Source organism: Mesorhizobium sp. M6A.T.Ce.TU.016.01.1.1, assembly GCF_003997065.1.
GTDB lineage: Bacteria > Pseudomonadota > Alphaproteobacteria > Rhizobiales > Rhizobiaceae > Mesorhizobium > Mesorhizobium mediterraneum.
The window spans coordinates 62,864-83,712 of record NZ_RZTJ01000023.1; the positions used below are offsets into that span (position 1 = coordinate 62,864).

A 20,849-nucleotide genomic window follows, 5' to 3' on the forward strand; every position below is an offset into this window, starting at 1 on the left:
GCCATGAACGACCAGCCCTGCCAGTCCAGTGCTTTCGCAGCACCGGGACCGGTTCCCATTGCACGTCGCGGATGACATGAGCGAGCAATACCTGCCTTCTCCCGAACCCCTTCACCGTGCCATCTCGCGGTTCAGCAGCGTCACCGTGCTGGTGGTCGGCGACTTCATCCTCGACCGTTTCGTCAACGGCGTCATCGAGCGGATTTCACCTGAAGCGCCTATTCCGGTGCTGCGCGGGCGTGGCGAAACGTCGGCGATGGGCGGCGCCGGCAATGTCGTCTCCAACATCGTCTCGCTCGGCGCTGCGGCGATACCGGTCTCAGTGATCGGCAACGATCATGCCGGGAACAATCTCATGCGAATGCTCGCCGAGCTTGGTGTCGACACCGGCGGCCTGGCGCAGGACGCGAGCCGCATGACGTCGTCGAAAAGCCGGTTCAGCGCGCTCAACCAGCAGGTGCTGCGCTTCGACGAAGAGGAAATCAAGCCGCTGGGCGACGCGGAGCGGGCGACGCTGGTCCGACATTTCCGCACCGCGCTCGCGCAAGCCGACATCGTCATCCTATCCGACTACGGCAAGGGCATGTTGCTAGACGGCGTCGCCGGCGAGCTGATCTCGATCTGCCGCGAAGCGGGAAAGCCGGTGCTGGTCGATCCCAAGGGCCGTGACTATGCGTGCTATGCCGGGGCGACGGCGATCACCCCCAATCGCAAAGAACTTGGCGAAGCGGTCGGACGCGCGGTGTTTGCCGATGACGAGATCGTGGCCGCGGCGCGCGAGCTGATCTCTGCACATGGCTTCGATTTCGTCGTCGCGACGCGCAGCGAAAAGGGCATGAGCGTCGTCGGCGCGGACGATGCCCGGCACATCGCCACGCAGGCGCGGGAAGTGTTCGACGTTTCCGGCGCCGGCGACACTGTCATTGCGACGTTTGCGTTGGCTCTTGCCGCGGGCGCCGACCGCATCATGGCCGCCGCCATCGCCAATGCGGCGGGTGGCGTGGTGGTGGGAAAGCGCGGTACCGCGCGGCTGACGGTCGAGGAACTCACCGGCGCGTTGTTTCGCTCGCACGGACCGATTGCCCACAGGGATGCAATCCTTGATGCCGCCGCCGCCGCCCGGCTGGTGGCGACGTGGAAGGACGAAGGCCTGAGCGTCGGCTTCACCAATGGCTGTTTCGATATCCTTCACGCCGGCCATGTCAGCCTATTGCATGCGGCGCGCAGCCAGTGCGACCGGCTGGTTCTCGGCCTCAACAGCGATGCCTCGGTGCGCCGGCTGAAAGGGCCGGGGCGCCCGGTCAACGACGAGCATGACCGCGCCTGCGTGCTGGCGGCGCTTGCCTCGGTCGATGCCGTCGTCGTCTTCGAGGAAGACACGCCGCTCGGCCTGATCGAGGCGCTGAAGCCCGACATACTGGTCAAAGGCGCCGATTATACGATCGATCAGGTGGTCGGCGCCGAAGTGGTGCAGAAGGCGGGCGGCCGCGTTGTGCTGGTCGATCTCGTCGCCGGCAAGAGCACCACCGGCACCATCGGCAAGTTGCGCGCCGGCAATACAAACTGAGGGTTTCATGTCCGAACTGAACGATTACCTGGTCCGCTCGGCGGCCGCGATCACCGCGATGGTCGAGCGCGACCTCAGCAGCGAGATGGAGCGGGCGGTTACCGCTGTCGTCGCCGCACTTTCGCAAGGGAAGGCGCTGCTGATCTGCGGCAATGGCGGCTCGGCGAGCGACGCAATCCACATCGCCGGCGAACTGGTCGGCCGCTTCCTGAAGGAGCGCAAGGCCTACAACGTGATCGCGCTGCCGGCCAATGCGGCGGTGCTGACCGCCTGGGGCAATGATTACGGCTTCGACACGGTGTTTTCACGCCAGGTCGAGGCGCATGGCGCGGCGGGTGCTGTGCTGCTCGCCATCTCGACCAGCGGCAACTCGGCCAGCATCCTCGCCGCCGCCGAACAGGCGCGCATGATGGACATGACGGTGATCAGCCTGACCGGCGACACCGGCGGCAAGCTCAAGCCGCTCTCCGACATCCTGCTCAACGTGCCCTCGACCTTGACGCCGATCATCCAGCAGGGGCATCTATGCCTCTATCATCATCTGTGCGAAATGGTCGAAGCGCGCCTCTGCGATGGCTGACATCGGCCCTGTCGTGAGGTCGAATCCATACCCGCTCGAAGAGCCGGGCCTGTGGGTCGAGCGGATCGGTACCTCGGTCTTTCCAGCCGGCACGCCGGCGCTGTTCCTCGATCGTGACGGCACCGTCAATGTCGATACCGGCTATCCCAGCGATCCAGCTGACATCGTGCTGCGGCCGGAGATGCTGCCGGTGATCAGAACGGCCAACCTCGTTGGCCTTCCTGCGATCGTGGTCTCCAACCAGTCGGGCATAGCTCGCGGTTATTTCGGCTGGCCGGATTTCGCCGCAGTCAATGCTCGGCTGCTGGCGCTTCTCGAAGCACAGGGTTGCCGGATCGATCTGGTGCTCGCCTGCGCCTACCATTCGAGCGGGACGGGTGAACTGGCAGCAGGTGACCATCCGATGCGCAAGCCAAATCCGGGCATGCTTCTGCGTGCCCGCGATCTGCTGGGCGTGGATATCAGCCGATCAATCATCGTCGGCGACAAGGCCGATGACATGGAAGCCGGACGGCGAGCCGGGCTTTGCGAGGGCTGGTTGGTGCGCGGCAAATTCAATCGAGTCGCTGGCGATAGTACGTTCACGACGCGCAAACTGACGACCGGTAACGATCACAGCAAACTCTGCGACGCCATCGCCGAACTCGGCCGGGATTAAGTTCTCACTTCGCTGAAAGCCACCAAGCCCTCGTCCTTGACGCGGCGGATGGTCAGGGCCGTCCGCACCGTGTCGACATTCGGCGCCGAGGCCAGCTCCTCGATGACGAATGTCTGGAAGGCGCCGAGGTCGCTCGCCACGCAATGCAGCAGGAAGTCGGATTCGCCCGACACCATCCAGGCGTTGCGCACGATCGGCCAACCGCGGGTGCGTTCGGCGAAGGTTTTGAGCTCGGCGTCGGCCTGGTGATGCAGGCCGATGAGGCAGAAGGCGACGACGTCCAGGCCGAGCGCCGGCGCATTGAGCAAGGCGCGGTAGCCGCGGATGATCCCGGTCTCTTCCAGCCGCCTGACACGGCGCAGGCATGGCGGCGCCGAAATGCCGACGCGGCCGGACAGCTCGACATTGGTCATGCGGCCGTCGTGCTGAAGCTCGCGCAGGATCTTCCAGTCGATGGCGTCGAGATCGGCTTTGAGCGGCATGGATACCTTCGGCGCTTCACGCAAGAATCTTTCGTGATTTTGTAATTAAACGACTTTGGTGTCCATTCCATCCCTTCAGCCGGTGATTTTCGGACAGTCACTGCGCAAGATGTTCATGGATCGTCTGTTTGTGCCGAAGCTTTCCGGGGACGAAGGCCAGGTCGTCTTGCTGGCGTCGCCTGCAACACCTAGATTAGGGCCGATATCGATCCCTGTGCCGGACGCTTCATTCGCGTCCGGTTGTTGTGAAAGCCCTGCTATGACCACCAAGCATGCACCCGTTCTCATCATCGGCTCCGGTCCCGCCGGCTATACGGCGGCAATCTACGCCGCCCGTGCCATGCTGAAGCCGATGCTGGTCGCCGGTCTGCAGCAGGGCGGTCAGTTGATGATCACCACCGATGTCGAAAACTACCCGGGCTTTGGCGATCCGATCCAGGGTCCGTGGCTGATGGAACAAATGTTGAAACAGGCCGAGCATGTCGGCACCGACGTCATCAACGACATCATCACCGAGGTCGACCTCAATGTGCGGCCGTTCCGCGCCAAGGGCGATTCCGGCACCACCTATACCGCCGACGCACTGATCATTGCCACCGGCGCGCAGGCGAAATGGCTGGGCATCCCGAGCGAACAGACCTTCATGGGCTTCGGCGTGTCGGCCTGCGCCACCTGCGACGGCTTCTTCTATCGCGGCAAGGATGTCGCGGTGATCGGCGGCGGCAACTCGGCGGTGGAGGAGGCGCTCTACCTTTCCAACCTGGCAAAGAGCGTGACGGTCATCCACCGGCGCAGCGACTTCCGGGCCGAGCGCATCCTGAGCGAGCGGCTGTTCAAGAAGGACAATGTCCGCATCATCTGGGACACCGTTGTCGACGAGATCACCGGCCAGTCCGGCAAGATGCCGCTGCCGCCGTCGGTGGAAGGGCTGAAGCTGCGCAATGTGGTGACCGGCCAGGAGATGCATCTGACGGTCGACGGCGTGTTCGTGGCGATCGGCCATGCGCCGGCGGTCGAGCTGTTCGCCGGCAAGCTGAAGCAGAAGCCGAACGGCTATCTGTGGACGGCGCCGGATTCGACCTGCACCGACATGCCGGGCGTGTTCGCCGCCGGCGACGTGACCGACGACATCTACCGCCAGGCGGTGACGGCGGCGGGGCTCGGCTGCATGGCCGCGCTTGAGGCGGAGAAGTACCTTGCCGGGATCGAAGTTCACCGCGAAGCAGCGGAGTAGGGAAGCGGCCGAGAAAAGCCGCGTAAAAGCCTGATTTTTCATTCAGACGCCAAAAACAGAACGAGGGGCATCATGGCGTTGGACTGGGACAAGCTACGCGTGTTTCACGCTGCCGCGGAAGCTGGGTCGTTCACCCATGCCGCCGAGACACTGCATCTGTCGCAATCGGCGATTTCACGGCAGGTCAGCGCGCTCGAACATGACGTCGGCGTGCCGCTGTTCAATCGCCATGCCCGCGGCCTGGTGCTGACCGAGCAAGGTGAGATGCTGTTCCGCACGGCGCATGACGTGCTGATGAAGCTGGAGACGATCAAGTCGCGGCTGACCGAGGCCAAGGACCGGCCCTCCGGGGTGCTCAGGGTGACGACCACGGTGGGGCTTGGCGCCGGCTGGCTGACCGAGCGCGTGCAGGAATTCATCGAGCTCTATCCCGAGATCAGCCTGCAGTTGATCCTGGCAAACGAGGAGCTCGACCTCACCATGCGCCGGGCGGACTGCGCGATCCGGCTGCGCCAGCCGCAGCAGCCTGATCTCATCCAGCGCCGCCTGTTCACCGTGCATTTCCATCTCTACGCGGCGCCCTCCTACGTCAACAAGTATGGCAAGCCGGCGTCGATCGCCGAGTTGAAGGCCCATCGCATCGTCACCTTCGGCGTGCCGGTGCCGGCGCATTTGTCGGAATTGAACTGGCTGGAAACGGTTGGCGATTTCGAAGGCGGGCAAAGGGTGCCGACGCTGCAGATCAACGACATATTGTCGATCAAGCGCGCGGTACAGGGCGGCGCCGGCATCGCCATGCTGCCCGACTATGTGGTCAGCAAGGACTCAGGGTTGGTGCAGTTGCTGCCGGAGACCGAAGTGCCGTCCTTCGACACCTATTTCGCCTATCCCGATGCGATGAAGAACCAGGCGAAACTCCACGTCTTCCGCGATTTCATTATCGCCAAGGCGCGCAGCTGGTCGTTCTAACCCTTCTGCACGTCGCTTCCTGCCTTGCACCGCGGACGATCATCTCTTACTGGCCGCGCCATGGCGTCAGGCGGGGCAGCCAGCCTGGAACGGCATGGCGGTAGGCCTCGTAGTCGGCGCCATAGCGGCGGGCAAGCGTCGGTTCCTCGTAGAGCTTCACGAACGAGACCATGGCGATGGCGGCGATAGCGGCATAGGCGATGAGAGTCCAACTCGAAAACAGCAGTGCCTGGCCAAGGATGATCGACAGCACCGCCAGATACATCGGGTTGCGGACATGGCGGTAGATGCCGCCGATAACCAGTTGCTCGGTCGGCGCGACCGGGGCGGGCGTGCCCAGGCCTTCGAAGGCAAAACGGGCGAAGGCATGAAGCAGCAAGGCCGCTGCGACGACAATCAGGACCCAGCCGACCGGCACCAAGCCGGGCAGGGTAGACCATGGCAGACGATAGCGATCGGTCAACAGCCAGGGCAGCAATCCCGCGACCACGCCGGGCGCTGCAATGAAGAATAACGCGCTGCCGGCGATCGCCTGACGTGTCCTCATTGAGCTTCCTTCTAGAGTGGAGTGCTTCCACTTGGACGCACAAAGTACACTCTAGCGCTTGGAGTCTACGCGTCGTGCGTTTCGAACCGAAGGTCAGCGCAGCGAAAAATCGATTCCAATTTCGGGCCGATACGCGGCTGCTGCAAAAATAAACGCATGCTGCCTGATTCGACGTCATTCGTTGTCTTCTGCATTTGGAGCGAAAATCGGCTCTGATTCGCTATATCGCGTCGATTTTTTCCTGGCTGTGCATCGCATTTCGACGATTTTGCTGGTCCTACGAGGGCAAGGAATGGATTAGACCACAGCCTGTGTCATTTTGCATGCGTGTGTTGCAAAATAGATGCTTGTTTCTTGGGCATGATGAGCACATATATAGATCATCTCCTGGGCGCGTTCTCCTCCCATTAGCGCCCTCGAGTGTTCCCCTCTGGAGGTTAGCCCTAACAGGCACTTCCAATCAAACTCAGCCGGATCTTCATTGATCCGGCTTTTTTGTTGCCCGAAACCTGCTGGCGCTGAGGGAAAGCCGACCGAAATTGTCACGTAACAGTGACATGTAACCTCAGGTAACCTGTCACAGGCGCCCAGCATCGACTAAGCAGATCATAGGACGCGGTGTGGTTCGTGCGGGAGATGGGGGCATCACTCGGACGATCCGGGCTCAGGCGGCTACCGCGTCCGAACCATTCTTCCGCTGAGGCCGTCAGGCGCTGGCGGCATGTGCGGCGGACCTGCCGTTTCGCCTCCCACGAAGACGGTCCGCAAGAGAGCGGCGTCCGGATCATTCCGGACGCCGTTTCCTTGTGTTCAGCAGCCTGCGATACTGGCGCCAAATCCAGTGTCAGGCGGCCTTGCCATTGGCGTTCAACGCCTCGTCGGCCAAGCGACCGGTGAGTTCGGCCATATGGTCGAAGGCGGCACGATAGCTGGCCACGCCTGCGGTGGCCGAACGCAACTCGATGATCAGGTCGCCGATCTCGGCCTGCGGCATGGTCGCCTCGACCACATCCCATCCCGGCCAGCCAGGCCGCGCATCGTAGCCGAGAATCTGGCCGCGCCGTTGCGGGATCAGGGCGATAATCCTCGACGTCGCGTCGGACGGCGTGACGATCTCGACCTTCATGACCGGTTCGAGCAGCACTGGCGAGCAGGCCGCCATGCCTTCCTTCATTGCCAGCTTCGCCGCCATCTGGAAGGCCATGTCTGATGAATCGACGGCGTGATAGGAGCCGTCGGACAGATTGACGGCGACATCGACCACCGGAAAGCCGAGCGGGCCGGATTTCAGATAATCACGCACGCCGGTCTCGACCGACTGGATATAGGTTTTCGGCACGGCGCCGCCGGTGATGGTGTCGGTGAACTGGAAGCCGGAGCCGCGCGGCAGCGGCTTGATCTCGATCACGACGTCGCCGAACTGGCCATGGCCGCCCGACTGCTTCTTGTGGCGGCCACGCTGCTGCGCCGTTTTGCGGATCGTCTCGCGATAAGGCACGGCCGGCGGATGGCCTTCGATCGGGATCTGGTTCTTGCCTTCCAGCCGCTCGCGCACGACGCGCAGATGCATCTCGCCATGGCCCGACAGCACGGTTTCGGCCGAATCCTGATTGTGGCGCAGGCTGAGTGAGGGGTCTTCCTCGGCAAGGCGCTGGATGGCCGCCGACATCTTCACCTCGTCCTTGCGTTCCTTCGGGCGCAACGCGAAGGCAAAGACCGGTTGCGGCGGCGCCAGCGTTACCAGCGGCTTGATGCCGCCTTTGGCCGAGCTCAGCGTCTGGCCGGTCGTGACGTCGTCCAGCTTGCCGAGCGCGACCGTGTCGCCGGCCTTGGCCGAGGTGAGCTTGGACTGATCCTTGCCGAGCATTCTGTAGATGCCGGAGACTTTTGCCGTGGCGCCATTCGAAAGGAAGAGCTCGGAGGCGTCGGCAAGCTGGCCGGAAAGGATGCGCGAGACCGACAGCTTGCCGCCATGCGCGGTGTGAATGGTTTTCATCACCTGGACCACGGTCGCATTTCCGTCCGGTGCGCCAAGGCGCTTGCGGGTCGCCTCGATGTCGGGCGCATCGTGGCGGATCGTCTTCAACAGGCGCAGCACGCCGTTGCCCTTCTCCGCAGTGCCGATCAGCACGGGGGTGACCGCGCCGTCACGCAGGTCGGCGGCGAGATCGTCGAAGATCGCGTCCTTCGGCGGCTCAATCTCTTCGAGGAGCTGCTCCATCAACTGGTCATCATGATCGGCGAGCGTCTCCAGCATGGAAAAGCGAGCCTCCAACTCGCGCGCCTTGTCGTCGCCCGGAATCTCGGCCACCTCGCTTTCGGCATATTCGCGATAGATGTAGGCGCGCTCCAGAGCGAGATCGATCGAGCCGATGACGACGCCGTTCTTGCGCAGCGGAACCTGGCGAAGCAGCAACGGCACCGAGCTTGCCGGCTGCAGCATCTTCAGCGTGTCGCGCACGCCTGATATCGCCTTGTCGACCTTGTTGAGGAACATGATGCGCGGCACGCCGAGATCGTCGAGCTTGCGCATGATCAGTTGCAGAGCAGGAATCTTCTTCTCGTCGGCCTCGGCGACGACCACCGCGATGTCGCAGGCGGCAAGCACCGGCTCTGCCTCGAAGGAGAATTCGATGGAGCCGGGACAATCGACGAAAGTGAGTTGCTCGCCCATGAATTCGGTGGTGGCAAAGGTTGCCTCGACGCTCATGGCGTGGGCGCGTGCCTCGGGCGAATGGTCGGAAACGGTGTTTCCCGAGGAAACGGGATTCTGGCGGGGAATGGCGCCCGTGCGGGCCAATATGGCTTCGAGAAGTGTCGTCTTACCGCTTGCAAAGGGACCGACTATGGCAATGCATTTCGGTCCCGTGCGTCGTCCTCCGGCGCGAGTTCCCATGACTGACCTCCACTCAGGCGTTTCCCTGGGAGCGGCGGCCGGCCTGTCGACCGTCGCGGGCGGGGCTCTTTTTCAGTTCGCCACCTGCCCAAAAGCATCGTCCCACGGGTTAGCCGGGAGGGCAAGGGATTTGAGGGCTGCCTGACGTTGCGGATGCTGAGCCGTGATCGGTGGGGCCGACGGGTGCGAGCCTAGGTTCCCCATCAAATCCCGCGACCGAGCCGTCACCGAACAGCCGCAAAAGCGGTTGCGCCATGATGGTTATCGGACGAAAGTGCCCGTTTCTTGCGACAAAAAAGGAACGGCCGTCGCCGACCGGTCCGCCATCAGCTTGAGGATTCGCGACGATGAAGATCATTGCCTGCGGCAGCGTGCCGACCGTCATTGCGCCGGAAAAGTACTTCACCGGCCGTGTGTTGCAGACGCCGATCATCGAGAAGGAAGCCCCGGCGCGTCTGCGCGCCATCATGGTCAGTTTCGAGCCCGGCGCGCGTACCCACTGGCACACGCATCCGCTTGGGCAGACGCTCTACGTCGTATCAGGCGCCGGCCTCGCGCAAAGCTGGGGCGGGCCGATACAGGAGATCCGGGCCGGCGACGTTATCTCGTTTGCGCCTGATGAAAAGCATTGGCACGGCGCTGCCCCGAAATCGGCGATGGAGCATATCGCCATGCAGGAGGCGCTCGACGGCGTCCATGCCGACTGGCTGGAGAAGGTGACGGACGAGCAGTATGGCGGCTGAGCCGGGCGCTTTTGATCGGTCCTAAAGCGCGTCGCGTCTGATCATTATAGGTGATTTCAACACTCAGGTTTGGAGTCGTCATGTCGAATCGTCGCTTGCCTCTTGTTGCCGCCGTCTATCTCGGCACATTCGTCGCGCTGCTCGACATCAGCATCGTCAATGTCGCCCTGCCGACGATCCAGATTGCGCTCGGCATCGACTTCGCCGGGCTGCAATGGGTGATCGACGCCTACACGCTTTGCCTGTCTGCCTTCATGCTGTCGGCAGGCCTGATCGGTGACCGTTACGGGCGCAAGCGCTCTTGGCTGGCAGGCATCGGCATCTTCGTGGCTGGTTCTGCCATCTGTGCAATCGCGCCCAACCTGCCGGTGCTTCTGGCAGGCCGGGTGGTGCAGGGGATCGCCGGATCGCTGATCATTCCGGGCGCGCTGTCGATCCTGACGCAGGCGTTTCCGGACGCTCGCGAGCGCGCCGGCGTCATTGGCGGCTGGGCGTCGTTTGCCGCCATCTCGCTGCTCGCCGGCCCCGTCGTCGGCGGCATCCTGGTCGAAGCCGCCGGATGGCAGAGCATTTTCCTGATCAACCTGCCGCTCGGCTTGGCCACGATCGTGCTGGGTGCAGCTTCGATCGTAGAGACTTCCCACCCCGAGCATGCTCATCTCGACCTTGTCGGCCTGGCGCTCAGCATTCTGTGGCTGGGCGCGCTGACCTTTGGCCTGATATCGGCAGGTGAAAACGGTTGGGGCGATCCGCGGACGGTCACGGCCGTTGTTGCCGGCCTGGCCGGCTTGGCAGTCTTCCTTGCCTTCGAGGCGCGCACGCCGCGGCCGATGCTGCCGCTTGGCCTGTTTCGCGACATTCGCTTTGCCGTCGCCAATGTCGCATCGTTCGCGCTCGGCCTCACCTCCTACACCGGCGTCTTCCTTTATTCGATGTTTCCTGCAGCAGGCCCAGGGCTGGTCGCCGACACAGACCGGCTTGCGCATGGCGCCGCTGTTCCTTGTCCAGATGGTCGTGTCGCCGGCGATCGGCGGGCTCAGTCAGCGCTACGGACATTCGGCGCTGATGGCCGCCGGCTATCTTTCGAGCGGGTTTTCCATGCTGGGCATGTGCTGGGTTGAAGCCTCAAGCCCCTATGTGACGATCGGCCTGCTGTTTGCCGTCGGCGGCCTCGGCAACGCGCTGTCGATCCCGACCGGCAGCGCCGCCGCGATGTCGTTTGCGCCGCGCGAGCGGTCGGGCATGGTGTCGGGGTGATCAACGCAACCCGCCAGGGCGGTACCGCCATCGGCATTGCGCTGCTCGGCGCCCTGATGAGCATGCGGGCAACAACCCTGCTGACGGCGCATCTTGAAAATGCTGGGGTCGCCAATGCTGGAGCGGTGGCCCGCGCCGCCGTTTCAAGGCACGATTTCGCAGCCGATGCGGCGATGGGCGAGGACGGCCTGCGCGCTCTGTTCGCAGCCGCCTATGCCGGCGGCTTCCGTGCGGCGATGCTGACGGCGGCCATCGTTTCGTTCGTCACGACCGGGCTTCTGGTCGCCGTTCTGGCGCCGGCCGAGGCGCGTTCGGCGCGCGAACCCAATCAGCAGGGATGAGGCTGGTGCCAACCGCCACCAAAACCCAGCTCGCGGCCGGGTTTTGGTGTTCGGATGCGCCTGATCAGGTCAGCGAGGCGGTGAAGCGCTGGATGCGCGTACAGGCCTCTTCGAGCAACGCCTCCGATGTGGCGTAGGAGATGCGGAAGTTCGGGCCGAGGCCAAAAGCCGAGCCGAACACGACCGCCACGCCCTCGGCCTCGAGCAGCTCCGAGCAGAAGGCTTCGTCGCTGTCGATCACCTTGCCGGCTTTGGTCTTCTTGCCGATCAGCTTGGCGCAGGACGGATAGACATAGAAGGCGCCTTCGGGCGATGGGCATGTGATGCCGCGCGCCTGGTTGAGCATCGACACGACGAGATCGCGCCGAGCCTGGAAGATCGCCTTGTTTTTCGCAATGAAATCCTGCGGACCGTTCAGCGCCTCGACCGACGCCCACTGCGCGATGGTGCAGGCGCCGGACGTCTGCTGGCCCTGGATCATGTCCATCGCCTTGATCAGCGCCACCGGCCCGGCCGCATAGCCGATGCGCCAGCCGGTCATGGCATAGGCCTTCGACACGCCGTTCATGGTCAGCGTGCGCTCATAAAGCTTCGGCTCGACCTCGGCGATGGTCTTGAAGACGAAGTCGCCATAGATCAGGTGCTCGTACATGTCGTCGGTCAGCACCCAGACATGCGGATGCTTCAACAGCACGTCGGCCAAATCGCGCAATTCAGCCTCGGTATAGGCGGCGCCGGACGGATTCGATGGGGAGTTCATCAACAGCCATTTGGTGCGCGGTGTGATCGCCTTTTCCAGCGCCGCCGCCGTCAGCTTGAAGCCGTTGTCGATGGAGGTGTCGGCAAAAGCCGAGGTGCCGCCGCAGATCGCCACCATCTCGGGATAGCTGACCCAATACGGCCTCGGGATGATGACCTCGTCGCCGGGATTCAGCGTCGCCATGAAGGCGTTGAACAGGATCTGCTTGCCGCCGGTGCCGACAATGGTCTGCTCCGGCCGGTAGTCGAGATTGTTCTCGCGCTTGAATTTTTTCGCGATCGCCTCGCGCAGCGGCACGATACCGGAAACCGGCGGATATTTCGTTTCGCCGCGGCGGATGGCGTCGATCGCTGCGTTCTTGATGTTGTCCGGCGTGTCGAAGTCCGGCTCGCCGGCACCCAGCCCGATCACGTCACGGCCGGCGTTTTTCAGCTCGCGCGCTTTCTGCGTCACTGCGATGGTCGCGGAAGGCTTAACGCGGGAAAGGACGTCGGCAAGAAAGGCCATGACGATATTGTCTCCTTTGGGGTGCAGGCGGTCCATCCAACCGCGGCGCATCTCATGTCGCATCATTCCGCCAAGCGCAAGCACTGTCGGATGAGCCAGATCTCAAATCCCCGGCAAATCCGGCAACAATAAATTCACTTACCGGCGGTAAAACCCCGAGTGGCTGGATCACGACCCATTCCGCCAGTCTCGCAAAGCGAGGAACCGTGTCGCGCAGCATCGGGCTTGCCCATATCGTCCGTCATGACGACGGCACCGCCAGCGGTGTCTGGGGCACCCATACGCTGCAGAGCGCTTTCCAGCCGATCTTCGCCTTCAGCAACGGAAAATTGTCGGTCACCGCATTCGAGGGGCTGATCCGGCCGTTCCGCGATGGCGAGCCGCAGTCGCCGATGAGTTTTTTCAACACCTGTCCGACGGTCGACCGCCTGCATATCGAGGCGCTGACAAGGACGCTGCACCTTCTGAACGCCGGTGCCAGCCTGCCACCAGAGGCGTCCATCTTCATCAATTTCGACCCGTCGGTGTTCACCGATCGCAGCATCGCCGACAAGGCGCTGCGCGACATGCGGCTGGTGCTGCATGAGGCTGATATCGATGCGAACCGCGTCGTCTGCGAGGTGACCGAGCAGAAATCGGCGTCGCAGGAAACCCTCTACAATTTCGTCGAGGCACTCAGGGCCAACGGGTTTCGCATCGCCGTCGACGACTATGGTGCCGATGAGTCCGACATCAACCGCATCAAGGAGCTCAGGCCTGATATCGTCAAGTTCGACGCACGCTGGATCATGCAACTGATGGAGTCCGGCGCCGGCTTCGCGCTGCTGACCGCCATGGTGGCAAGTTTCGAAGAGCAAGGCATCCGCACGGTGTTCGAGGGCATCGAGGAGGGCTGGCAGCTTGAATTGGCCGAGAAATCGGGAGCCTCGATGGTGCAGGGATTCGCGCTGGCGCGCCCGGAGCTTGCGCCGACCAGCTTTCACGTTTTCGGCAAGGACAGGCAGATGCCCGCGGCAGTGTCCAATGCCGGCGATGCGCCTGCGACTGTATCGTCCTCGCTGCGGCCGAAACGGGCTTTCGGCCGCAAGGTGGCGCCATGACCGGACGGCACGACAGGCGGCGCAATGTCGGCGAGGCGATCTTCGCCGACGAGGTCGGGATCGAATATGGCGTCTATAGCGCGTTCCGGCTGAGGAGCGCCTACCAGCCGATTTTTGCGCCACGCGGCAGGTTTTTGACGGCCGTAGCGGTCGAAGGCCTGATTGAGCCGCACCGCGCCGGCAGGTCGGTCGCACCACCCGTGTTTTTCGAGGGCGTGCCCCTGCCGGATCGCCTGTTCGTCGAGACGATGTGCCGGGTGCTGCATCTCCGGAACTTCCGCAACATCGGTGTCGACGGGCTCGACCTGTTCTTCAACTACAATCCGCTGATCAATGATGACCCCGGGAGAGCGCTGGCTGAGATCAGGCTGATGACCAGGCATCTCACCGAGTTCGACCTGCACCCCGGCATGCTGGTCTGCGAGATCACCGAGCAGGCAGCCGACGACAAGGTGCTCGTCAGCCTGGTGCGCGAGATGCGGCGTGACGGCATTCGCATCGCCATCGACGATTTCGGCACCGGGCATTCGACGGAAGAACGGGTCGCCCTTGTCCGGCCTGACATCGTCAAGATCGACGGCACCTGGTTTGCGGAATTCTGTCGCCATGCCGCCGCCGAACGATTTTTCCGGCCGCTGGTCTCCGCGCTGCACGACCGCGGCACCAAGGTGCTGGTCGAAGGAATCGAGAATGCCACTCGTTTGCGCGTCGCGCTGGACGGCGGCGTCGACCTTTTGCAGGGTTACCATCTGGCGCGGCCGGTGTTGGCCGGCACGGTCTTCGACGAGGAGCCGCTGCCCATCGACCGGCTGCTTGGCATGGACAACAACGTCGTGCCGTTGTTTGGGTGATCTATCAGCGGCGCTGATGGTTGCGCCAAAACAAATCACTGGATCAAGTCGTTGACACCGGGATAGAGCCTGGGCTGTCGTTGCACGAGCGATGGGAGCAAAGATGACCATACTTTATGGAATGATCGACAGCGGCAATTGCTACAAACCGCGCCTTCTGATGGCCAAGCTCGGCATCCCTTTCACCAATGTCGAGGTGAGCTCGCATACCGGCGACACGCGCAAGCCCGACTACGTCGCCAAGAACCCGAACGCCATGGTGCCGCTGCTCGAGCTCGACGACGGCAGGCGGCTTGCCGAATCCAACGCCATCCTGCTCTATCTCGCCGAAGACACGCGGTTCCTGCCCGCCGACAAATACGAGCGCGCACTGGCCTATCAGTGGCTGTTCTTCGAGCAGTACAGCCACGAGCCCTATATCGCAGTGCGCAAGGCGCTGCTGACCTTTCCCGAACGGGCCAAGGACGCGACTCCGGAGCGGCTGGCGGTGACGCTGGAGCGCGGCAACAAGGCGCTCGGCGTGATGAACAAGCATCTGGCGGGCAGTGCGTTCTTTGCTGGTGATACATTGAGCGTCGCCGACATCGCGCTCTACGCCTATACGCATACGGCCGAGATGGGCGGTTTTCAGCTCGACGCCTATCCGGCGGTGGCGGCCTGGCTAAAACGGGTCGAGGCCGATCCGGGGCACGTACCGATGGAATGGCTGCCTTAATTCTGTCCTCACGCTCGTCGCCGCTTCGCGGCTCGTTCCGGACGGGGCGCGCCACGAGGCGCGACGCCCGGTCGGCTTTGCGGCCTTCGGCCGCGACGCGTATTCGGATTGGGTGAGGCGCAGTGGGTGTGATTCAGAGGGAGCGGGTCTGGCCGGCGCGATGGTCAGCCAAGGCCTGCTCGGCAAGTTTATCCAGCCTGCCAGCCTTGGCGTCGGCTTCGATCTGCCGATCCCACATGTCCGCTTTCAGCGCCTCGAACCAAGCGGCAAACGCCTTCAGCTCTTCAGGGCTCAGTTCGGCGACGGATTTCTCAATCTGTTCAAGCTTGCTCATGGATTAATGGTACCATAAGTGGGTTAAAAGTACCACGAGTGGGTACTGTTATAGGGCCGAGGCAGCGGTTCACTGGAAAGCACACAGCAAAAAGGCGGGACAAAATCCCGCCTTCCCATGCTTGGTAGCCTGATCGGGAGCGTTCGGTCCGGGCCGGCAGCAATCTGCTGCTTCGGCTTGTCGGGGTCTTTCCGCTCCGGTGCGCTTCTCGCGCGACCGTCAGTACATCCGTGACTTGCCGCGCGCCCCGAGCTGTCGCCCGGCGCGCGCCATTCGCAAAATCAGGCTGCCTTGCTCAGAGACCCAGCGGACGACTTGCCAGTGCGGCGGTCCTGCTCGATCTCGAAGTTGATCTTCTGGCCTTCGACCAGGGTTGACAGCCCAGCGCGCTCGACTGCGGAGATGTGCACGAAAACGTCCGCGCCGCCGCTGTCAGGCTGGATGAAGCCGAAACCCTTGGTGGAGTTAAACCACTTGACCGTACCTGTTGCCATTTCGATAGTCCTTATTACGTTTGCTTTAGCTTGACCGAACCGAAGTCCAGCCGGTTTGTATCGAGATTTTGGAGATAGACGTCAGCAAACGCGAATATCGCGAGGCCCGGATCGATCGGCCGAAATATCAATGGACCTCATATAGTCCGCTTCTCCGCAAAAAACAAGACTGCGCGAAAAAAGGCGCTGACGCGGCGCTGCCCAACGGCCGCCCCAATCGCGTGAAAGCCTTGCAACGTCGCGCCTTGCGGAGGATCGTATCGCTTATCGCGCACGCTGCGGGGAAGGATCGTGCCGCCTTCGAGCGTCCGGTCCTGTTTTGGGAGAGGACCATGAAAACTGTTCTGCTTGCCGCCTGCCTGATGCTGGTGGCCGCCGAGGCGCAGGCGATCTCGCGCTATGACCCAAGCCGCATGAGCTGCGACGGGGTGCAGGCGACGATTGCGCGGGAAGGTGCCGTCATCCTGCGTTACCAGTCGACGCGCACGCCGGGGCTGCCACTATACGACCGCTATGTGCGGAGCCAGCGTTTCTGCAACATGGGTGAGGTCAGGGCACGAGCGTCGGTGCCGAGCGCCGACACGAAGTCCTGTATCGTCTACAAATGCAAGCGGGTGGACACTGATCGGCGTTTCCGCCGGCGCATCTTTCCGAACTAACACCCTAGAAGCCGAACGAGACCTGTGCGGGCGGCGGCGGGCCGACGCGCACGCCTTCCATCGCCAGCATCTTTTCCTTGGTGGTCGAGCCGCCCGGCGCGGAAAAACCGCCGATCTTGCCGCCGGCGGCAAGAATGCGGTGGCAAGGGATGACCAGCGGCACCGGGTTGGCGCCGAGTGCGGCGCCCGTCTCGCGCGCCAGACCGGCATGGCCGGCGCGCTTGGCCAGTTCGCCATAGGTGGTGGTCTCGCCGAAGGCGAGCTTGCGCGCCGCGTCGTAGATGGCGAGGCGGAAATCGTCGACGCCGGTGAGATCGACCGGCACACCGGAGAAATCGACGTCTTCGCCGGCTGCATAGGCCTTTATCGATGCGATCAGCTCGGCAACCCATTGCGGTTGGGCACTTGAAGCGGCGCTGCCGGCATGGTGCAAGAGCCGGCGTTCCACCGCGTCGCGGTTGCGCTGGGGCAGGCAGAGCCTTGTCAGTCCGGCTTCGCTCCAGGCGATGCTCATGAAGCCCATCACGGTTTCGAAGACCGCGTGGCCGGCGGTGGCTTGAGAGGTGCTTTCCATGATGTGTTCCTTTCCGAAGAAACGGATGGGAATCCAGTACATATCGAGAACGAGATATCGCATTTTCAGGTTGCTGTTGCCACCCGAAAACCATCCGAAGTCCACAACAGGCTGCGGATTGCCGGGGGAAAGGCGCTGGTGTAAGGATTTTCTTAACAGAAGAACCGGACCCGAGCGCGGCTTGCCAGCAAAAATCATCTTTCCCGCGATCGGCGTGATGCTCGCTGCGGCCGGCCTCAGCGGCTGCACCTCGACCTCGCAGACGAAGCCGGTGCCTTCCCTGACTGAAACTGCCGCCGCGGGCGCTGACGCCGGCTTTACGCTGGTGCTGCCCGACACGGTTTCGGTGCTGCCGGAATCATCCGGCGTCGCGCCTGTCCAGACGGCGGCGCTGGACCCCGCCGCGACGCCTGCCCAGCCGGTTGCCTTTGCAGGCCCGACCCCGCTGGCCGCAACTGCACCTGCAGCCATGGCGGCCGATGCCGCGCCCGCCAGCGCAGCACCTGTCCATGCGACGGCCGCTGTGGCCATGCCGGTCACTGGCGAAACAAGCAAGACGATGCCCGGCGTGCAGCAGGCCGCCTATGTCGTGCCTGAAGATCCGTCCGCCCAGCTTTCGACCAGCCCTGCCAAGGACTACGCGACGGGACCGCGCGGCGAGATCGAGCGACTGATCGAGAAATACGCCGCCCTTTATGAGGTGCCGGTCGATCTGGTGCGCCGCGTCGTCAAGCGCGAGAGCACCTTCAATCCCAAAGCCTACAATCGCGGCCATTGGGGGCTGATGCAGATCAAGCATGCGACGGCGCGCGGCATGGGCTATGTCGGGCCGGCGAGCGGGCTGTTCGACGCCGAGACCAATCTGAAATATGCGGTGAAATACCTGCGCGGCGCCTGGCTGGTGGCCGGCGGCAACGCCAACCGCGCCGACCGGCTCTACCAGAGCGGCTATTATTACGACGCCAAGCGCAAGGGCATGCTGGAAGAAACCGGCCTTGGCCGCGACCGCGCTCGGCGTCGCCTGCAGCCCGATGCCTGACCACCATGCCTGAGCCGCGCCCGCCGGCGCCAAACGACATAAGGCTGCGCAAGATCCTCGACGACACGCTTGCTCCACCGCGCTGGCCGGAAGGCTTCGTCATGCGCGGCTTCGAGGCCGCCGACGCGCTCGCTTTGCATGCGCTGCTGACCACCGTGTTCGACGATGGCGCCGATGGGCCGTTCGACGAATGGTGGCCGCGCATTTCAAGCGACGCGGAATTCGACCCCGCTTTGTGTTTCCTGGTCATCGACAGCAAGGGTCGGCTGGCGGGCGCGGCACTATGCTGGACGAGGGCGTTCGTGAAAGACCTTGCCGTCCACCCCGAGGCGCGCGGCCGAGGCATCGCCGAAGCGCTGATGTGGCACGTCTTCGCCGCCTTTCACGCACGGGACGCTGCGCATGTCGATCTCAAAACCAACACGGTTGAGAATGCCGCCGCCGTCAGGCTCTACGAGCGGCTGGGGATGTTCGAAGTCGACTGGGAAGGCTAGAGCCCGAGACGAACCTGCTTTGTTTGCCGTTCAGATGTCGGGCGCGTTGCCGATCTTCTGCTTGACGCCGAGCGCCCAGGCGCGGCCTTCGTCGCCACCCCATAAAAGCCAGGCAATATAGCCGGCCGACGGATCCTCCTCATTGCCGGAATTGCGGCCGTTTTTGTCGACCTTATGGCGAGCGAAATAGCTGACCATGCGCCGAACGGTGGAGGGCGAAAGCTTTTGTCGATTCTTGAGCTGGGTGGCCCGCGCCACGCCGATCTCGGTCCCGCCGCGGCCAAATATGCCGCGCAGCCTGAGGCCCATGGCGGCATTGTCTGCGACGATCTGCGGGCAGCACAGGTCGATTTCGTCATTGTCGGCTTCGCGCATGGTTTTTTCCGATATGGACTTATAGTCCTGAACGAAGAATGCAGTGAGATGCATCCCGTCCCCGCAACACTATTGCTTCGCAGCCGTCGGAGCCGGCCTGAAAGGAACTGTCCACCAAGGCGACAGACTGCGTCTTGCCTGTATTCGTCTCACGGTTAAGCTTTGTTACAGCGGGAGCTTTCGAAATCGGAGAAACACGATGCGGCTTTTGCATTCCAAAACGGGTCTGGCCAAAACCGGTCTCGCCACCTTGATCCTCGCCGTTCCACTGCTTGCCAACGCGGCGCGTGCCGACGATTGCGCCAACGCGCAGGACCAGGCGACCATGAACGAATGCGCCGGCAAGTCGTTCACCGAAGCCGACAAGAAGCTCAACCACGCCTACAGGCAGATCGAGGAGCGGCTGAAGGACGATGCGGCGACGAAGAAGCTGCTGGTAGGCGCGCAGCGCGCCTGGGTCGCCTTCCGCGATTCCGAATGCGCTTTCCAGGGCGGCCCGCCCGATATGGCCGGCAGCATGTATCCGATGGTGGTCGCCGGTTGCAAGGAGAGCCTCACCAACGACCGGCTGAAGGACTTCCAGGGCTATCTCAGCTGCCAGGAGGGCGACACGAGCTGCCCGGTGCCGCCGCAGTAGCTGAAGCGGCAGCCCAGATTTTATCGCATCGCGACCGGCGCAAATGTCGGAACCGCCTCCGTTCCCGCGTCTTTGAGAGGCAAGGCGCGTTGCCGGAACCTTGGCGCGCGTCGTCAAAATCCCCACAGATGGAGATGACGATGATCACCTTTCCCAACGAATCCCAGGAATACCGCGCCGCCCGCGAAACCCTTTTGCAGAAGGAGATCGAGCTGCGCCGCGCCATGGAGGATGTGGCCGTCGCCCGCCGCGCGCTGCCCAAGGGCGGGCTGGTGCCTGAGGACTATGTGTTCGACGGGCTTGGCGACGATGGCAGGCCGGCTCGGATAAGACTGTCGGAGCTGTTCTCGCCTGGCAAGGACACGCTGATCGTCTACTCGATGATGTTTCCGCGCCATCCGCAGGAGACGCGCGATGTGGCGACAAGCGGCGGCACGGCCAAGCTCGCGCGGGCCGACCAGCCATGTCCGTCGTGCACGGCGCTGCTCGACCAGTTCGATGGCGCCATTGGCCATCTGGAGGCCGCCGGCTTCAATTTCGCCGTGGTGGGCAAGACCGCGCTCGAAAACCTGATCACGCTTGGCCGCGACCGCGGCTGGACGAACGTGCGGCTGGTCTCCTCGGCCGGCAACAGCTTCAAGCGCGACTACCACGCCGAGGCCGACGACGGCGCGCAGTTGCCGATGCTGTCGGTGTTCCATCGCGATGCCGACGGCATCCGCCATTTCTGCAGTTCCGAGCTTGGCTTCGCGCCGTCCGAACCCGGCCAGGACCCGCGCGCTATCGGCACTTGCGAGCCCTTGTGGAACCTGATGGATTTCACGCCGGAGGGCCGACCGGACTGGGACGAGCAGCTGCAGTATGACGGTGCGTGCTGCCACTGAGGCGGGCTCTGCCTTCTCCCCTTGTGAGGGCTTTGCACGGGGAGCGAAGTGGAGTTCGGTGGTCAGTGGGGGCCTTTTTGAAGGCCGGCAGAGCGGTTTTCCGCGGCCCTTGCGAGGCCTTTGTCGGTTTAGGCAGCCATCCTGCCGGATTG

Annotated in this window: 24 protein-coding genes and 1 pseudogene; 17 read left to right on the forward strand and 8 right to left on the reverse strand. The window is 63.2% G+C overall.

The window, feature by feature from the left end:
- Positions 1–76: 76 nt before the first annotated feature.
- Genes rfaE1 through EOC94_RS28280 form a run of 3 tightly spaced genes read left to right on the forward strand, consistent with a single transcriptional unit; the run spans position 77 to position 2,805 of the window.
- The gene (gene rfaE1, locus EOC94_RS28270; RefSeq protein WP_127294737.1) at positions 77–1,567 is read left to right on the forward strand and encodes a D-glycero-beta-D-manno-heptose-7-phosphate kinase; all 1,491 of its coding nucleotides are present in this window, start codon (positions 77–79) and stop codon (positions 1,565–1,567) included.
- A 7-nt stretch (positions 1,568–1,574) separates the two neighbouring features.
- On the forward strand, positions 1,575–2,147 hold the full coding sequence (locus EOC94_RS28275; protein ID WP_127294739.1) for an SIS domain-containing protein: 573 nt from the start codon (positions 1,575–1,577) through the stop codon (positions 2,145–2,147).
- Positions 2,140–2,805 carry an HAD family hydrolase gene (locus EOC94_RS28280; RefSeq protein ID WP_095488896.1) on the forward strand — a complete coding sequence of 222 codons (666 nt, stop codon included), beginning with the start codon at positions 2,140–2,142 and terminating at the stop codon, positions 2,803–2,805. The genes EOC94_RS28275 and EOC94_RS28280 overlap by 8 nt, the downstream gene beginning before the upstream one ends.
- Here the strand turns inward: EOC94_RS28280 and EOC94_RS28285 are convergent.
- Complete coding sequence (locus EOC94_RS28285) at positions 2,802–3,287, reverse strand: Lrp/AsnC family transcriptional regulator (protein ID WP_126105317.1); 486 nt, start codon at positions 3,285–3,287, stop codon at positions 2,802–2,804. The genes EOC94_RS28280 and EOC94_RS28285 overlap by 4 nt on opposite strands.
- Before the next feature lie 259 nt (positions 3,288–3,546).
- Between EOC94_RS28285 and trxB the strand changes: the two genes are divergently transcribed.
- Both trxB and EOC94_RS28295 read left to right on the forward strand, forming a co-directional pair.
- Positions 3,547–4,521: a thioredoxin-disulfide reductase gene (trxB, locus tag EOC94_RS28290; protein ID WP_095488898.1), complete on the forward strand. Its 975-nt coding sequence runs from the start codon at positions 3,547–3,549 to the stop codon at positions 4,519–4,521.
- Between the two features lie 72 nt (positions 4,522–4,593).
- On the forward strand, positions 4,594–5,490 hold the full coding sequence (locus EOC94_RS28295; protein ID WP_126105318.1) for a LysR family transcriptional regulator: 897 nt from the start codon (positions 4,594–4,596) through the stop codon (positions 5,488–5,490).
- Between the two features lie 46 nt (positions 5,491–5,536).
- Here the strand turns inward: EOC94_RS28295 and EOC94_RS28300 are convergent, their stop codons facing one another.
- Together EOC94_RS28300 and EOC94_RS28305 are read right to left on the reverse strand one after the other, a co-directional pair.
- Positions 5,537–6,037: an isoprenylcysteine carboxylmethyltransferase family protein gene (locus EOC94_RS28300; RefSeq protein WP_095488900.1), complete on the reverse strand. Its 501-nt coding sequence runs from the start codon at positions 6,035–6,037 to the stop codon at positions 5,537–5,539.
- A gap of 844 nt (positions 6,038–6,881) precedes the next feature.
- Positions 6,882–8,933, reverse strand: coding sequence for an elongation factor G (locus tag EOC94_RS28305; RefSeq protein WP_126105319.1), 2,052 nt, complete (start codon positions 8,931–8,933; stop codon positions 6,882–6,884).
- 347 nt (positions 8,934–9,280) lie between these two features.
- Between EOC94_RS28305 and EOC94_RS28310 the strand changes: the two genes are divergently transcribed.
- The 4 genes and pseudogenes from EOC94_RS28310 to EOC94_RS34830 all read left to right on the forward strand — a co-directional run bounded on the left by EOC94_RS28310 (position 9,281) and on the right by EOC94_RS34830 (position 11,274).
- Complete coding sequence (locus tag EOC94_RS28310; RefSeq protein WP_127294741.1) at positions 9,281–9,676, forward strand: cupin domain-containing protein; 396 nt, start codon at positions 9,281–9,283, stop codon at positions 9,674–9,676.
- Between the two features lie 80 nt (positions 9,677–9,756).
- Positions 9,757–10,275 (forward strand): annotated as a pseudogene (locus EOC94_RS35270) (MFS transporter); the annotation flags it as partial.
- Between the two features lie 385 nt (positions 10,276–10,660).
- A complete protein-coding gene (locus EOC94_RS34825; protein WP_245465670.1) occupies positions 10,661–10,933 on the forward strand; it encodes an MFS transporter in 273 nt (90 codons plus the stop codon).
- Positions 10,930–11,274 carry a hypothetical protein gene (locus EOC94_RS34830; protein ID WP_245465671.1) on the forward strand — a complete coding sequence of 115 codons (345 nt, stop codon included), beginning with the start codon at positions 10,930–10,932 and terminating at the stop codon, positions 11,272–11,274. The genes EOC94_RS34825 and EOC94_RS34830 overlap by 4 nt, the downstream gene beginning before the upstream one ends.
- A 64-nt stretch (positions 11,275–11,338) precedes the next feature.
- Here the strand turns inward: EOC94_RS34830 and EOC94_RS28320 are convergent, their stop codons facing one another.
- Positions 11,339–12,541: a pyridoxal phosphate-dependent aminotransferase gene (locus EOC94_RS28320; RefSeq protein ID WP_127294743.1), complete on the reverse strand. Its 1,203-nt coding sequence runs from the start codon at positions 12,539–12,541 to the stop codon at positions 11,339–11,341.
- A gap of 206 nt (positions 12,542–12,747) precedes the next feature.
- Here EOC94_RS28320 and EOC94_RS28325 point away from each other — a divergent pair, with 206 nt between their 5' ends.
- The 3 genes from EOC94_RS28325 (at position 12,748) to EOC94_RS28335 (ending at position 15,207) form a co-directional block, all read left to right on the forward strand.
- Entirely contained in the window at positions 12,748–13,641 is an 894-nt protein-coding gene (locus EOC94_RS28325; RefSeq protein WP_127294745.1) for an EAL domain-containing protein, read from the forward strand.
- Entirely contained in the window at positions 13,638–14,492 is an 855-nt protein-coding gene (locus EOC94_RS28330) for an EAL domain-containing protein (RefSeq protein ID WP_127294747.1), read from the forward strand. Before EOC94_RS28325 ends, EOC94_RS28330 begins: the two co-directional genes overlap by 4 nt.
- A 103-nt stretch (positions 14,493–14,595) precedes the next feature.
- Positions 14,596–15,207 (forward strand): glutathione S-transferase family protein, encoded by a 612-nt coding sequence (locus EOC94_RS28335; RefSeq protein WP_127294749.1) that lies wholly within the window; start codon positions 14,596–14,598, stop codon positions 15,205–15,207.
- Positions 15,208–15,340: 133 nt separating this feature from the next.
- Here EOC94_RS28335 and EOC94_RS28340 read toward each other — a convergent pair whose 3' ends face one another.
- Together EOC94_RS28340 and EOC94_RS28345 are read right to left on the reverse strand one after the other, a co-directional pair.
- Complete coding sequence (locus EOC94_RS28340) at positions 15,341–15,541, reverse strand: hypothetical protein (RefSeq protein ID WP_127294751.1); 201 nt, start codon at positions 15,539–15,541, stop codon at positions 15,341–15,343.
- Between the two features lie 281 nt (positions 15,542–15,822).
- On the reverse strand, positions 15,823–16,035 hold the full coding sequence (locus EOC94_RS28345; protein WP_023678332.1) for a cold-shock protein: 213 nt from the start codon (positions 16,033–16,035) through the stop codon (positions 15,823–15,825).
- A 332-nt stretch (positions 16,036–16,367) separates the two neighbouring features.
- Here EOC94_RS28345 and EOC94_RS28350 point away from each other — a divergent pair, with 332 nt between their 5' ends.
- A complete protein-coding gene (locus EOC94_RS28350) occupies positions 16,368–16,694 on the forward strand; it encodes a hypothetical protein (RefSeq protein ID WP_127294753.1) in 327 nt (108 codons plus the stop codon).
- Between the two features lie 4 nt (positions 16,695–16,698).
- On the opposite strand, the gene EOC94_RS28355 is transcribed toward EOC94_RS28350, so the two are convergent.
- Positions 16,699–17,268, reverse strand: a complete 570-nt coding sequence (locus EOC94_RS28355; protein WP_127294768.1) for a methylated-DNA--[protein]-cysteine S-methyltransferase — start codon at positions 17,266–17,268, stop codon at positions 16,699–16,701.
- Between the two features lie 181 nt (positions 17,269–17,449).
- Here EOC94_RS28355 and EOC94_RS28360 point away from each other — a divergent pair, with 181 nt between their 5' ends.
- A complete protein-coding gene (locus EOC94_RS28360; RefSeq protein WP_127294770.1) occupies positions 17,450–18,307 on the forward strand; it encodes a lytic transglycosylase domain-containing protein in 858 nt (285 codons plus the stop codon).
- A 5-nt stretch (positions 18,308–18,312) separates the two neighbouring features.
- Positions 18,313–18,801 (forward strand): GNAT family N-acetyltransferase, encoded by a 489-nt coding sequence (locus EOC94_RS28365; protein WP_127294772.1) that lies wholly within the window; start codon positions 18,313–18,315, stop codon positions 18,799–18,801.
- Positions 18,802–18,831: 30 nt separating this feature from the next.
- Here the strand turns inward: EOC94_RS28365 and EOC94_RS28370 are convergent, their stop codons facing one another.
- Complete coding sequence (locus EOC94_RS28370; RefSeq protein ID WP_126105330.1) at positions 18,832–19,176, reverse strand: hypothetical protein; 345 nt, start codon at positions 19,174–19,176, stop codon at positions 18,832–18,834.
- A gap of 199 nt (positions 19,177–19,375) precedes the next feature.
- On the opposite strand from EOC94_RS28370, the gene EOC94_RS28375 reads away from it, so the two are divergent.
- Together EOC94_RS28375 and EOC94_RS28380 are read left to right on the forward strand one after the other, a co-directional pair.
- Complete coding sequence (locus EOC94_RS28375) at positions 19,376–19,813, forward strand: lysozyme inhibitor LprI family protein (protein ID WP_127294774.1); 438 nt, start codon at positions 19,376–19,378, stop codon at positions 19,811–19,813.
- Between the two features lie 140 nt (positions 19,814–19,953).
- Positions 19,954–20,697, forward strand: a complete 744-nt coding sequence (locus EOC94_RS28380) for a DUF899 family protein (protein WP_127294776.1) — start codon at positions 19,954–19,956, stop codon at positions 20,695–20,697.
- Positions 20,698–20,849 lie beyond the last annotated feature (152 nt).

Bases quoted from the DNA above. Each gene is read 5' to 3' on its own strand.
- rfaE1 (WP_127294737.1), top strand. From the start codon at position 77: ATGAGCGAGCAATACCTGCCTTCTCCCGAACCCCTTCACCGTGCCATC.
- EOC94_RS28275 (WP_127294739.1), top strand. From the start codon at position 1,575: ATGTCCGAACTGAACGATTACCTGGTCCGCTCGGCGGCCGCGATCACC.
- EOC94_RS28280 (WP_095488896.1), top strand. From the start codon at position 2,140: ATGGCTGACATCGGCCCTGTCGTGAGGTCGAATCCATACCCGCTCGAA.
- EOC94_RS28285 (WP_126105317.1), bottom strand. From the start codon at position 3,287: ATGCCGCTCAAAGCCGATCTCGACGCCATCGACTGGAAGATCCTGCGC.
- trxB (WP_095488898.1), top strand. From the start codon at position 3,547: ATGACCACCAAGCATGCACCCGTTCTCATCATCGGCTCCGGTCCCGCC.
- EOC94_RS28295 (WP_126105318.1), top strand. From the start codon at position 4,594: ATGGCGTTGGACTGGGACAAGCTACGCGTGTTTCACGCTGCCGCGGAA.
- EOC94_RS28300 (WP_095488900.1), bottom strand. From the start codon at position 6,037: ATGAGGACACGTCAGGCGATCGCCGGCAGCGCGTTATTCTTCATTGCA.
- EOC94_RS28305 (WP_126105319.1), bottom strand. From the start codon at position 8,933: ATGGGAACTCGCGCCGGAGGACGACGCACGGGACCGAAATGCATTGCC.
- EOC94_RS28310 (WP_127294741.1), top strand. From the start codon at position 9,281: ATGAAGATCATTGCCTGCGGCAGCGTGCCGACCGTCATTGCGCCGGAA.
- EOC94_RS34825 (WP_245465670.1), top strand. From the start codon at position 10,661: ATGGCGCCGCTGTTCCTTGTCCAGATGGTCGTGTCGCCGGCGATCGGC.
- EOC94_RS28320 (WP_127294743.1), bottom strand. From the start codon at position 12,541: ATGGCCTTTCTTGCCGACGTCCTTTCCCGCGTTAAGCCTTCCGCGACC.
- EOC94_RS28330 (WP_127294747.1), top strand. From the start codon at position 13,638: ATGACCGGACGGCACGACAGGCGGCGCAATGTCGGCGAGGCGATCTTC.
- EOC94_RS28335 (WP_127294749.1), top strand. From the start codon at position 14,596: ATGACCATACTTTATGGAATGATCGACAGCGGCAATTGCTACAAACCG.
- EOC94_RS28340 (WP_127294751.1), bottom strand. From the start codon at position 15,541: ATGAGCAAGCTTGAACAGATTGAGAAATCCGTCGCCGAACTGAGCCCT.
- EOC94_RS28345 (WP_023678332.1), bottom strand. From the start codon at position 16,035: ATGGCAACAGGTACGGTCAAGTGGTTTAACTCCACCAAGGGTTTCGGC.
- EOC94_RS28350 (WP_127294753.1), top strand. From the start codon at position 16,368: ATGAAAACTGTTCTGCTTGCCGCCTGCCTGATGCTGGTGGCCGCCGAG.
- EOC94_RS28355 (WP_127294768.1), bottom strand. From the start codon at position 17,268: ATGGAAAGCACCTCTCAAGCCACCGCCGGCCACGCGGTCTTCGAAACC.
- EOC94_RS28365 (WP_127294772.1), top strand. From the start codon at position 18,313: ATGCCTGAGCCGCGCCCGCCGGCGCCAAACGACATAAGGCTGCGCAAG.
- EOC94_RS28370 (WP_126105330.1), bottom strand. From the start codon at position 19,176: ATGCGCGAAGCCGACAATGACGAAATCGACCTGTGCTGCCCGCAGATC.
- EOC94_RS28375 (WP_127294774.1), top strand. From the start codon at position 19,376: ATGCGGCTTTTGCATTCCAAAACGGGTCTGGCCAAAACCGGTCTCGCC.
- EOC94_RS28380 (WP_127294776.1), top strand. From the start codon at position 19,954: ATGATCACCTTTCCCAACGAATCCCAGGAATACCGCGCCGCCCGCGAA.